We start from the raw sequence: 13884 nt of genomic DNA on the forward strand, positions 1-13884 counted from the left end.
ATAGAACCACAGACTTTATTAACAATTATTAACAGGTAAAAAATCAACAAAAAACGCTTATAGTATCGATAAAAGGCAGGCTATACGGTTTTTTTTATATAATTATCTTTGTTAATAACATATAACAACTTACTTTTGTCGTTAATTAACACTTAAAATTAAAAATTTTGAATATGAAAAATCTTAGCAGATTATTGTTCGCTATGTTGCTTGTACTTGGTTATAGCAACGCTAATGCGCAAGACAAGAACAACCCTTGGCAAATAACTATTGGTGTAAATGCCGTTGATGCTTATCCTTCTGGAGATGGCGGATTATTTAGTGATTCTTTTGCAGATGAACTTGCAAATGCTTCTGATCACTGGAACATCTTACCATCATTATCAACTATCTCTGTATCTAAATACTTAAGCGATGGTTTCTCTTTTGGAATAACGGGTTCTTTAAATAAAATTGAAAAATGGGGTGACATCAGTGTAAACCCTGATACTACTAACAACGTTGACGACTGGTCATACTACGGTGTTGATGGTACAATTAAATACAACATTTTAGAAGGTACTACTATTGATCCTTTCGTAGGTATCGGTGGTGGATACACTTGGGTAGATGAAATTGGTGCTGGTACTTTAAACGGTACTTTAGGTTTAAACGTTTGGTTTAACGATAACATCGGTTTAACTGTTCAAACATCTTACAAACATGCTTTTGAAGATTACTTACAATCTCACTTCCAACATTCTGCAGGAATCGCTATCAAATTTGGTGGAACTGATACTGACGGTGATGGTGTTTTCGATAAAGATGACGCTTGTCCAGATGTTGCTGGTTTAGAAGCTTTCAACGGATGTCCTGATACTGACGGTGATGGTATTGAAGACAGCAAAGATTCTTGTCCAAACGAAGCTGGATCTGCTGAATTTAACGGTTGTCCTGATACTGACGGTGACGGTGTTGCTGATAAAGATGATAACTGCCCAACTGTTGCAGGTTTAAAATCTTTAGGTGGATGTCCTGATGCTGACGGTGACGGTGTTACTGATGCTGATGATAAATGTCCTAACGTTGCAGGTCCTGCTGCTAACAAAGGTTGTCCTTACCCTGATACTGATGGTGACGGTGTTTTAGACAAAGATGATAAATGTCCTAAAGTAAAAGGAACTGTTGCTAATGGTGGATGTCCTGAAGTTACTGCTGAAGTTCAAAAACAATTAAATGAGTATGCTAAAACAATCTTATTTGATACTGGTAAATCTTCTATCAAAGCACAATCTGCTGCTGTATTAGGTGATATCATCAATATCTTAAAAGAATACCCAACTTCTAAATTTACTGTAGAAGGTCATACTGATAGTGTTGGTAGCGAAACTTTAAACCAAAGATTATCTGATTCTAGAGCTAATTCTGTAAAAGAATACTTAGTAGAAAATGGTATCAATGCATTTAGATTATCTGCACTTGGTTACGGTGAAGCTAAACCAATCGACTCTAACAAAACTAGAGCTGGTAGAGCAAACAACAGACGTGTTGAAATTAACTTAGCTAAGTAATTAGGTATAGTTAACTTTAAATAAAATAAGTTTACAAAAAACGCTTCGGATATCCGAAGCGTTTTTTATTTTTATAAAATGATAACAACTTTCATTTTTGATGTTTTAACCGATTTAAAAAAGAACAATCACAACCTTTCTAAAATCACTTTTGTATTACCTAGTAAACGTGCAGGGCTCTTTTTAAAGCACCAACTAGCACAAATTACACAACAAACTATATTCGCTCCCGAAATTATCAGTATAGAGGAGTTTGTAGAGGACTTATCCGGCATCAAAACCGTTTCCAATACAGAATTACTCTTCGAGTTCTACAACAGCTATATAGCGCTTACAAATAAAGAAAATCAAGACTCTTTTGAATCTTTTTCAAAATGGGCACAAATATTACTTCAAGACTTTAATGAAATTGATCGTTATCTTATTCCTCAAGAAAACATCTTTAACTATTTAAGCGATATTCAAGAATTAACACACTGGTCGGTAGAAGGCAACCAAACCGAGTTTGTTAAAAATTATTTACAATTTTGGAATAAACTATACACCTACTACAAACATTTTACAAAGCAACTTTTAGATAAAAACATTGGGTACCAAGGTTTAATTTATAGAAAGGCAGCCGAAAACGCTGACACTTATATAGAGAACAATACCGAAAAGCAACACGTATTTCTAGGTTTTAACGCTTTAAATACTGCGGAAGAAACCATTATCCAAAAATTGTTAAAACACAACATTGCTCAAACCTTTTGGGATATAGACGGTGTTTTCCTTAACAATCCCAAACACGATGCGGCACTATTTACAAGGCAACACAAAAAAAACTGGAAACATTTTGAGAAACATCCATTTAATTGGGTAACTAAAAATTATTCCGAAGAAAAAAATATTTCAATTTACGGTGTACCAAAAAATATTGGTCAGGCGAAATACATCGGAACGCTTTTAAAAAATATTGAAGCCAAAACAAAATCGCTACAAAGCACCGCCGTGGTTTTGGGCGACGAAAATTTGCTTATCCCGGTATTAAACTCCATACCTTCAACAGTGGACGCCCTTAATATTACAATGGGTTTTCCTTTAAAATCCATTCCGTTAGCATCGCTGTTCGAAAATCTATTTCACATTCATAAAACTTCGGGGAATTCCTTTTATTTTAAAGATGTGGTTAAGCTATTATCACATCAATTTATCCGTCCATTATTTTATATCGAAGACACCGATTATGCTTCCAAAATAATAGAAACTATAGACAAAAACAATTTAGTATATCTTACTGTTGGGCGTTTAAAAGAAATATCAAAAACAACAGACAATCTTTTAGATTTATTATTTTCTAACTGGAACACCACTATAGATATTGCATTAAAAAACTGCACTAATCTTATTTCAACTATAAAACTATATCTCGATAAAAATAAAGATGCCAACCTCCTATCACTTGAGTATTTATACCGTTTTAATGAACTATTTAACTCTCTAACTAGGTTAAATTCAGAATACCACCACATTAAAGATATTTCTACTTTATTCGGAGTCTACAAAGAACTTTTAAGTTCGGAAACCTTGGATTTTCAAGGAGAACCTCTACAAGGTTTACAAATCATGGGAATGCTAGAATCTCGTGTTTTAGATTTTGAAACAGTGATTATTTCATCGGTTAACGAAGGCATTTTACCTTCCGGAAAGAGTAATAATTCTTTTATTCCTTTCGACGTTAAAATTGAAAACAAACTCCCAACTTACAAAGAAAAAGATGCGGTTTACACTTATCACTTTTACCGACTTTTACAACGCGCCAAAAACGTGTACATACTTTACAACACCGAAGCCGACGCCTTAACAGCTGGAGAAAAAAGTCGATTTATAACACAACTAGAATTGGAAGGCATACATAATATTCATCATGAAATTATTGCGCCGCATGCACCTGTAATTACGCCAAAATTAAAAGAAGTTTTCAAAAGTGAAGACGCCATTATTCGGTTAAAAGAAATTGCAGAAAAAGGATTTTCTCCATCGTCTTTAACTAATTATGTGCGCAACCCTATGGATTTTTATTATCAGAAGATTTTAAAAATTAAAGAACATGATGAAGTTGAAGAAACCGTAGCTGCAAACACTCTAGGAACCGTGGTGCACAATACGCTCGAAGATTTTTATAAACCACTAGAAAACAGTTTGCTTTCCGTAGAAATTGTTCAGCAATTAAAATCGAAAATAGACGCCAAAGTAACCTATCATTTTAAAAATGAATTTAAAGAAGGTGATATTACCAAAGGTAAAAACCTCATCATTTATGAAATTGCTAAACGCTATGTTTCCAATTTTTTAGATTTAGAAATTACCGATTTAAAGGCTGGTAATGAAATAAAAATTGTGGCTATCGAGTCTAACAACACTGTTTTAATTGATATTCCTGAATTGGATTTCCCTGTAAAATTAACAGGAAAAGTAGACCGCGTAGACCAACGAAATGGCGATATTAGAATTATAGATTACAAAACCGGACGTGTTGACGCCCCTAAAGTAGAAATTGTAAACTGGGAAGATATCACGACCGATTACACCAAGTACAGCAAAAGTTTCCAAGTTTTGATGTATGCTTATATGATGTCGCTTTCAAACCAAATTCAACTTCCTGTCGAGGCCGGAATTATATCTTTTAAAAACTTAAACGCTGGATTTTTAAAATTTTCTAAAAAAGACAAACAAGGCAACGGCGCCAAACGCGACCCACAGATTACCCAAGAAACCCTCGATAATTTCTATGTAGAATTGAAACATCTCATTTTAGAAATTTGCAATCCTAATATTCCATTCACCGAAAAAGAAGTATAATATGTTATTAAAAGAGAATTATATTATCGAAGGCAAACACAAAAAACACATTTTAATAGATGTGAATACTGTTTCGAGAAAAACGAATTTGCCAATTATTATTTTTTGCCATGGTTATAAAGGTTTTAAAGATTGGGGCGCATGGAATCTTATGGCCAACGCTTTCGCGGAAGCAGGATTTTGTTTTATAAAATTCAACTTTTCGCATAATGGTGGCACTTTGAAACAACCTATAGATTTTCCAGATTTAGAAGCTTTTGGCAACAACAATTACACCAAAGAATTAGATGATTTGGATGCCGTAATCAATTGGCTTTCTAAAAATGAAACACTTAAAAAAACAGGTAATACTAATAACATAACACTAATCGGACATAGTCGTGCCGGAGGAATTGTTTCTATTAAAGCAGAAGAAGACCAACGTATCACGTCAGTTATAAGTTTAGCTGGCGTATGCGATTTCGGAAAAAGAACGGCAACTATTGGCGATTTATCCGAGTGGAAAAACACAGGTGTGAAATATGTTTTAAACGGAAGAACCAAACAGCAAATGCCGCATTTTTATCAGTTTTATGAAAATTTCATCAAAAATGAAGATCGATTAACTATAAAACGCGCGGTTTCTAATTTAAGCATTCCGCATTTAATTATTCATGGCGATAACGATACCAGCGTTTTTATAGATGAAGCGAAAAACCTTCATAAATGGAATCCTGAAAGTGAATTTCAAATTATTGAAGGTGCAGACCACGTCTTTAACGCCAAGCATCCTTGGAAAGAAAACACATTACCCAAAGCCTTAAAGTCGGTGGTAGACCGCTCCATTTCCTTCATTAAAAAAACATTGTAAACCTAAATACAGTAGTCAAAAACCAACTATATTTAGCTTCAAGCCTTATTATTAACGCCTTAAAACTTTCCATTTAATTATTATAAATTCATGGTATGTTTTACATTTGTTTGAATGGAACAAAACACACTACCCTTAAACGACTTATACGCTCCTGAAAAACGCATTTATGTGGCTACAGACTGTATTATTTTTGGTTTCGATAAGGGTATTTTGAAGTTATTGGTTTTTGAAAGACGTGTAGATCCTTTTAAAGGCACCTTGTCGCTTATTGGAAGTTTTGTAAAACCCAACGAAGCCGCCAATGATGCTGCTAGACGTGTTTTGAATGAAATTACAGGACTCGATAATATTTTTATGGAAGAGCTTAAAACCTACTCCGATGTAGAACGAGATCCTGGAGCACGTTGCATTTCTATTGCGCATTATGCTCTAATTCGAATTGATGACTACGACAAAGAATTAGTTGAAAAGCATGGCGCTATTTGGTACGAATTTGATAAGTTACCCAAATTGGTTTTAGACCATGACATCATGATTGAAGATGCCTTAAGTAGACTACGCAGAAAAGCCAAGTTCTACCCTATTGGTTTTGAATTATTACCCAAAAAATTCACTATTCCGCAGTTTCAAAAATTATACGAAGCTATTTTTCAGCAAACTTTAGACACCCGTAATTTCAGAAAAAAATTAATGTCGTTAAAGCTTCTTATTGCTTTAGATGAAAAGGATAAATCGGGTTCTAAAAAAGGTGCTTTTCTTTATAAATTTGATTACAAGAAATACAAACGCCTGCAACAAAAAGGGTTTAATTTTTCATTATTTAAGAATTAAAGTGTTCTGAATAAAAAAGAGTTAGGCTAAACTAAACCTAACTCTTTTAACATTACTACAAACTATGTTTTAATATCTAAAGTTTAAATTTTTCTTCTAAAACAGTAACTGAACTTCCACCAATAAAGACTTTAAAATCTCCTGATTCTACAACATAATCACCATTATTATCATAAAATCCAAGTTCCTTTTCTGTTAATTGAAAGGTAAGCGTTTTGGTTTCGTTTGGTTCTAATTCTACCAATTCAAACCCTTTTAATTCTTTTACAGGGCGCGTTACACTAGCAAATAAATCGCGGATATATAATTGTGCCACTTCTTTTCCTTTAACTTTTCCAGTGTTTTTTAATTCCACAGAAACCTCAACATGCTGTTCTGAAATTTTCTTCACTTTTAAATTACTATAAGAAAACGATGTGTAACTTAAACCGTGTCCGAAGGCATATAAAGGCGTATTACTTTCGTCTATATAATGCGACCAAAACACGCTATTTGGCTCGTTTGCCGCTGGACGTCCGGTGTTTTTATAATTATAATAAATAGGCACTTGCCCAACACTTCGTGGGAATGTCATTGGTAATTTACCACTTGGGTTATAATCCCCATACAAGACTTGAGTAATAGCATGACCACTTTGCGTACCCAATTGCCAGCCTTCTACAATAGCAGGAATGTGTGCATCTGCCCAAGAAATGGTTAACGGTCTTCCATTATTCAATACTAAAACAATATTTTTATTAACCGCGTAAACAGCTTCTAATAAATCTTGTTGAACACCAGGCAAACCAATTTCAGATCGGCTACGTGCTTCTCCACTTTGAAAACCATGCTCTCCCAAAACCATAATAACAACATCGGCATTTTTCGCGGCATTTTTAGCTTCCTCGAAACCACTTTTATCCGTAGTATTTATTTCTAACTCAAAAGGAAAGGTAGCCTCACCAAGTACCAAATCAGCACCTTTAGCGTAAGTAATTGCGTTATCTGGATATTCCGCTAAACCTTCCAAAACAGAAACTGCTGTGTTATCATCTGCAGCAATACGCCAGCTACCAAGCGGACTTGTTTTATCGTTTGCTAGAGTTCCAATAACGGCAATTTTTTGACCTTTCTTTTTCAATGGCAACATGTTGTTTTCGTTTTTCAGAAGCACAATAGATTTTTTTGCAACATCTAAAACAGCATCGTGAATTTCTTTACTACCTATAACCTCTTTTTCACGTTTTTCATCACAGTATTTATAAGGATTATCGAAAAGTCCGAGTTCAAATTTCACCTTTAAAATACGAGAAGCGGCGTCATTAATAAGCCCTTCATCAACTTTACCTTCTTTAACTAAATTAGCCAACTCATTGACATAAGCGTAAGATTCCATATCCATATCTGAACCTGCAATAACTGAAAGTTCAGCAGCATGTTTTATGTTTTCAGCATAACCATGATTTATCATTTCGGCCATAGAACCCCAATCGGACACCACAAAACCATCAAAATTCCATTTTTCTTTTAAAATATCGCGTTGCAAAAATGCATTTGCAGTAGCTGGGATGCCGTTCAATTCGTTAAAAGAATTCATAAACGTTTTTACGCCAGCATCTACTGTTGCTTTAAAAGGTGGAAAAATAATATTATTTAAAGTTGATGTTCCAACATCTACGGTGTTATAATCTTTTCCTGATTCAGTAAAACCATAACCTGCCCAGTGTTTTGCACAAGCTGCAATGGTATTTGGTTTTGACAAATCTTCACCTTGAAAACCTTTTACTCTAGCTATCGCAATTTTAGACCCCAAATAAGTATCTTCTCCAGCACCTTCCATAACACGTCCCCAACGGGCATCTCTCGAAATATCCACCATAGGTGCAAACGTCCAGTTGATACCAGCTGCAGAAGCTTCTAAAGCCGCTATTTCTGCTGATTTTTTTATGGCCTCTAAATCCCAGCTTGCCGCTTCAGCCAATGGAATTGGGCTTAAGGTTTCATAACCATGAATTACGTCGAAACCAATAATTAGAGGAATACCTAAACGGGTTTCTTCAACCGCAATTTTTTGAACAGCACGAACTTCTTCTACACCGCGAACATTGAGCATAGAACCGACATAACCTTTTCGTAAATGTTCATATTTATGAGCAGCATCGCCAGAAGATGGTGTTGGCCCAGTAACATTCCAGAAACCGTTATACTGGTTCATTTGACCAATTTTTTCTTCCAAAGTCATTTCTGAAAGTAATTTGGCTACTTTATAATCTATAGATGTTTCATTCTTGGTAAGTTTATGCGCCAAGGTCTTATTTTGACCCATGGCGCTACTAAACATAAACACTACTGAAACTATTGTTAAAATATATCTTTTTTTCATTCTTATAATAGTTTAATGAAATTATTTAATCTTGATTAACCTCTGTTTCCAAGGGTTTATTTACTAATTTGAATGAAAGGTGATATTATCAAAATACACCACGTTATCTGTTGCTCTTCCTTCTACGAAATCTGGAAAAACAATCACTTGATCTATATTTGTAGTTCCATCTTGGCCTATTATGCTAAGCAGGTGACTAAAATCGAATGTTAATTCTTCCCATTCATTAATTTTAGTATTTGCTACTTTTACTTCGGCTTGAGCCCCACCATTTGCACTTGCCAATTTTAATGCAACATCACTAATTACGGTTTTGTAAACCATAATTTTAATAGTCGTGTTTGATGCATTTACTTCCCAAGCATTTGTTATTTCACCATGTGCTACTTCTGTACCTACCCATGGCGCTCCAGCTGTAGTTGCTGTAATTTTTGCCACAGTAGCAGATGTGTTTATACCTGATGCATTGGGGTTTGCAACAAATTCTAACGGGGCATTAGCACCATTTTCAAATACATTCCATGTCCAGTTTGCTCCAAACCCTGTAGGTTCAAAATCGATACCGTCACTGGTTGTCCAACCACTCATAGCTACTTGTACAGAAAAAGCAACTTTATAAGTTAGTTTTGTTGTACCATCGGCTGCTGTAACTTCTATAGTAGTTTCTCCTGGAAGTGCTCCTGCTGGAGTTATAACAACATTAGCAGAACCTTCAGTACTTGTTGCTGTTACCGTTGGAACTGTTGTTGTTCCTTCTGCTAAAGCTACTGAATACTCTAATGTATCTGTATTAAAACCGGAAATTGTACTTCCGTCTACTAATAAATTTGAAAGTGAAGCGTCATTTTCTGCAGATACTTCGAATTTGTTGAATGTAATATTATCGAAATACACCACATTATCTGTTGCTCTTCCTTCTACGAAATCTGGAAAAACAATAACTTGATCTATATTGGTAGTTCCATCTTGACCTATTATGTTAAGCAGGTGACTAAAATCGAATGTTAATTCTTCCCATTCATTAATTTTAGTATTTGCTACTTTTACTTCAGCTTGAGCCCCACCATTTGCGCTTGCCAATTTAAGTCCCACATCACTAATTACAGTTTTGTAAACCATAATTTTAATAATCGTGTTTGATGCACTTACTTCCCAAGCATTTGTTATTTCACCATGTGCTATTTCTGTACCTACCCATGGCGCTCCAGCTGTAGATGCTGTAATTTTAGCTACCGTTGCAGATGTGTTTATACCTGAAGCATTTGGATTTGAAACAAATTCCAACGGATTGTTAGCACCGTTTTCAAATACATTCCATGTCCAGTTTGCTCCAAACCCTGTAGGTTCAAAATCGATAGTTTGATCTAAACTATATGCTGAAGAGCTTCCGCCACCACTTGTTCTTTCAAAAAGTTTAAGGTCATCAAAATAATAGGTATTTGTATTTGCTGCAGATAAATCGAAGATGATTACTATTCTATCATACTTAGCATCATGATTACTTGTAAAAGCAAATGATAACGCTTCCCATTCATTGGTTTTCGTTGTTGTTAATTCTATTTCAGTATTTACACCTGGATCTGCAATAGATTCTAATTTTAATAACACCGTAAAGCCTGGTTGCTCAGAATATACATTCATATTAAAGCCTCCATTAGCACTGAAATCTAATTTAGAATCTAAATTAATTTGAATATTATCCCAAGGATTTGTTGCTGTTTTTGTTACTTGCCCCACTTTACAAGAGCTATTCACAGTGTTATCAGCATTTGGATTATCGGCCCAAACAAAAGTAGTAGCATCTTGAGTAATACTGGCAGAAGGATCGCTCATAAATGTTAAGTTAAAATCTGCAGCCAAAAGTGATTGCATAATTTCAGCTTCACAAGTTGTTGCAACTACACCTGCTACTTGAGTAATATCATCAATATAAAATGTACCTGCTGCTGTTCCTGGGCCATCTACAAATAAAATCATATCATTATAAGACGCTGTAGACTCAAAAGTAAATGTTAATGCTTCCCAACCTGATCCTGTATGGGTAACATCGGCTTCAATAGCTCCTTCTGTTCCATCTTCAAATTTTAATTTTATATCTAAAGCTTCATTAGAAAATAATTTAATGCTCACGCCTTTATCGGTAGTAAAATCTATTGGTGTATCTAAATTAAAGAATGCATTTTCCCAATTCGCTCCAACGTTTGTTATTTTTCCAACTTTAGAAGCTTCAGCATTAATTCCAGATAACTCAGGGTTATCAACAACTTCAAAAGATACATTACCTACAATTTTAGTAGCATAATCAATACCATTACAATCAAAATCTATTGGAGCTTCTAAAAGCGTTTGTGTACATGGCACATCTACTGTTGCTATTTGAGAAATATCATCTATATAAAATGTTCCAGCTGTTGTACCTGCAGCATCAACAAACATGGTAAATCTGTTATAACTTGCAGCAGAATCGAAAGTAAAATAAATAGCTTCCCAACCTGTCCCACCATGACTAGCTGTAGTTTCAACAGCATCAGCAGTGCCTTCTTCTAATTTTAATAATACATCTACTGGTGTATTAGACCAGAAAAGTGCTTTTACTGTTTTGTTTACAGTTAAATCTAAAGGTAATCCTAAATCGAAGAAAAAGCCTTCGTATGCCGCACCACTATTTGTAATTTCACCTACTTTAGAGGCCGTTTCATTAGCACCAGTTAAATCCGGATTATCAACAACTGAAAACGCAGCACCATTAAAGGTTGTGGCTTCATAAGTTGTGCCTTCACCATCAAAAGATATGGGTAGCGCAGCAGTTTCTGGAATTAAAATAATGATTTCATCTTCAAAAATATCCGATGATCCCGCTACATTTTTCACCTCTAATGTTACAGTATAAGTACCATTTGGATAAACGTTTATCGGGTTAATTAATGTGGATGTTTCACCATCTCCAAAATTCCAACTATAAGTGTTTCCGTTTTCGGATGTATTTATAAAGGTTACGACTCCTGTATCAATATTAAGTGTATAAGTAAAACCTGCAACTACTTGTGGCAATACGGCATCATCATCATTTTCACAACCCAAAAAGGATAATGATAATATCAATATTGTGATATATTTAAATGTTTTCATAAAATTTTTCATTGTCTTAATATTTTTGAGTTAGTTTAAGCTGTTTTTATATACACGTACATAATCTACAAGCATGCTTTGTGGGAAAACTGTTTCTGCGGTTGGTGCGCCACCATAATCGCCACCAATGGCTAAATTTATTATGATAAAGAACGGATGATCGAAAACCCATTCTCCGGTAACATCTTCAGGGGTAATTTGGTTGTACAATACATCATCTATGTAATAATTGATATATTCTGGGCCCCATTCTATACCAAAAATGTGGAATCCTGTATCATACCTGTCATTAGTTAAGGTATAACTCTTTGAAATAGATTCGCCACCAGAATAACCAGGACCATGAACCGTTCCACTTACTAAGGTTGGCTCATTACCACGGTTTTCCATAATATCAATTTCTCCACATTGTGGCCATCCTACTTCATCAACATCGGCTCCTAAAAGCCAAAAAGCAGGCCACATCCCTTGTCCGTAAGGCACCTTAATACGGGCTTCAAAACGTCCGTAAGTTTGGTCGAACTTATTTTGTGTTAACAATCTAGCCGATGTATAGCCAGAACCTTGATAATCCTCTTTTCTTGCAGTTATTAAAAGCATTCCGTTTTGTACCGAAGCATTTTCTGTACGGTCTGTATAATATTGAAGTTCATTATTACCCCAACCATTAGTACCAGTCCCAATATTGAAACCCCAAATAGAAGTGTCGATAACATCATCTGTATCAAACTCATCTTGCATGGTGATTTCGTTAAAATTGGTCACGGTTTGTGTATCATCAGTAGCACAGCTAGTAAAAACCAGCAGCGGAAACGCTATAAACAATGACTTAAAAAGCGTCACTTTAATTTTATTTATATAATTCATGTTATTATTTTTAAATATTTTGAATGTCAACTTATTGCTTATAGAAATAGATGTTATCTACTAAAATATCTGTAATTGTAGCATCTGAAACGAACACCACCTGAGCCAAATTAGCGCGACCTGTTAATCCAGAAAAAGAACTAAGCGGTACATCTATACTTACCCAACTTCTCTCAACTAGCGTCGCGTTATTATATGTTAAAGTAGCATCTGAATCATCATCGGTACCAATGGTATTATCTGAACCTGCATCTTGTAATTTAACTTGTAAAAAATCTGATGACGTCATCGTACTTTGAACTTGAATATCGACATGAAAATGTGTCATTTCAGAAATATCAATGGTAGGGTTTGTAAACTCAATTCCCACAAAATTTAATTCAGAATATTTAATAATCGCATCCCCATTTAAGTTCACATCATCTTGACCTAAAGTGGTTTGATAAGGTGCCCAATATCCGTTATAATAATCCACAGGAGCATCAGTATATTGATCACTAAAAATTGAAATCACATTACTAGCATCTGCTGTTGGTGTTGGTGCCGATTGAAAACTTCCAGTAGATTCTATAGTTAAAGACCCCAAAGCTTTTACACCAGCCAACTCTGCTGTTATGGTTGCTGTTCCAGTACCTGTTACGGTAACTACGCCATATTCATTAACTTCTAAAACTGTTGGATCTGAGGATGTGAATAAAAAATAGGATGGTGCTACAGAAACCGATTGATTCTCTCCTGAATCTAAATTAAAGGTTTGTGTTAAATCTGTAAGCTGAATTTCAACACCGGTAAAACTTTGTTGCACCACATCTTCACCGTTTAAAATAGAAGGTTGTGGTTGTGCTACCGTTCCTAATTTTTCAAATTGTAATTCATCAATCCAAAAGGTATATCCACCTTCATCATCTACTGTTTCAGCACCTTCAGCGTACCAAAACATTCCAATTTCTTGAAATAATTTTGAAGCATCTGGTATAGGGATAATATACTTAGTCCATTGTGTTGTAATGGCTAAATTGCTAAGTGTTACTTGGTATTTACTACCTGTTCCATCGGTACCAAATCCAATTTCATTAATATCGGCACCTTGTGAAGCTTTAGCCCAAAAAGTTAAAGCATCATAACCAGTTAAATCTCGTGGGCTTGTACTTGGGAAAGTAGCACCACCATAACCTACGCCGTAAGAAGGAATATCGAAACGCATGGATGCATCTCCTTTATAAGCTTCATCATTATCTACCGAAAAAGCATCTTCAAATGAACCTCCAAATGGGAAATAATCTAATCCTCCGGTGAATGTATCTATAAAAATTTCTCCAGTACTAGGGTATGTTGCCAATTCAACTTCATCTGAATATGAACGCTCACAACTGGAAACAGTAATAAAAACGAGTCCTAAAAGGAATACTGTTTTTGAATATATAAATTGTATATTTTTCATCTTTCTGTCT

General features: G+C 34.9%; 8 protein-coding genes. 4 read left to right on the plus strand and 4 right to left on the minus strand.

Annotation, left to right across the window (positions count from 1 at the left end):
- The first annotated feature begins 173 nt into the window (after window positions 1-173).
- The 4 genes from QWY92_RS05270 to QWY92_RS05285 all read left to right on the plus strand — a co-directional run bounded on the left by QWY92_RS05270 (window position 174) and on the right by QWY92_RS05285 (window position 6075).
- Window positions 174-1550 carry an OmpA family protein gene (locus QWY92_RS05270; RefSeq protein ID WP_290269076.1) on the plus strand — a complete coding sequence of 459 codons (1377 nt, stop codon included), beginning with the start codon at window positions 174-176 and terminating at the stop codon, window positions 1548-1550.
- A 78-nt stretch (window positions 1551-1628) separates the two neighbouring features.
- The gene (locus QWY92_RS05275; protein WP_290269078.1) at window positions 1629-4391 is read left to right on the plus strand and encodes a PD-(D/E)XK nuclease family protein; all 2763 of its coding nucleotides are present in this window, start codon (window positions 1629-1631) and stop codon (window positions 4389-4391) included.
- A gap of 1 nt (window position 4392) precedes the next feature.
- Window positions 4393-5241, plus strand: coding sequence for an alpha/beta hydrolase family protein (locus tag QWY92_RS05280; RefSeq protein ID WP_290269080.1), 849 nt, complete (start codon window positions 4393-4395; stop codon window positions 5239-5241).
- A gap of 114 nt (window positions 5242-5355) precedes the next feature.
- Window positions 5356-6075 carry an NUDIX hydrolase gene (locus tag QWY92_RS05285; protein ID WP_290269082.1) on the plus strand — a complete coding sequence of 240 codons (720 nt, stop codon included), beginning with the start codon at window positions 5356-5358 and terminating at the stop codon, window positions 6073-6075.
- Between the two features lie 76 nt (window positions 6076-6151).
- On the opposite strand, the gene bglX is transcribed toward QWY92_RS05285, so the two are convergent.
- The 4 genes from bglX to QWY92_RS05305 form a co-directional block, all read right to left on the minus strand.
- On the minus strand, window positions 6152-8437 hold the full coding sequence (bglX, locus tag QWY92_RS05290; RefSeq protein ID WP_290269084.1) for a beta-glucosidase BglX: 2286 nt from the start codon (window positions 8435-8437) through the stop codon (window positions 6152-6154).
- Window positions 8438-8500: 63 nt separating this feature from the next.
- Complete coding sequence (locus tag QWY92_RS05295; RefSeq protein ID WP_290269085.1) at window positions 8501-11566, minus strand: PKD domain-containing protein; 3066 nt, start codon at window positions 11564-11566, stop codon at window positions 8501-8503.
- Between the two features lie 30 nt (window positions 11567-11596).
- Window positions 11597-12433 carry a glycoside hydrolase family 16 protein gene (locus tag QWY92_RS05300; protein ID WP_290269087.1) on the minus strand — a complete coding sequence of 279 codons (837 nt, stop codon included), beginning with the start codon at window positions 12431-12433 and terminating at the stop codon, window positions 11597-11599.
- A gap of 31 nt (window positions 12434-12464) precedes the next feature.
- Window positions 12465-13874: a glycosyl hydrolase family 16 gene (locus QWY92_RS05305; protein ID WP_290269089.1), complete on the minus strand. Its 1410-nt coding sequence runs from the start codon at window positions 13872-13874 to the stop codon at window positions 12465-12467.
- Window positions 13875-13884 lie beyond the last annotated feature (10 nt).

Origin of the sequence: Algibacter miyuki, from assembly GCF_030409805.1 — a bacterium.
GTDB classification, from domain to species: domain Bacteria; phylum Bacteroidota; class Bacteroidia; order Flavobacteriales; family Flavobacteriaceae; genus Algibacter; species Algibacter miyuki.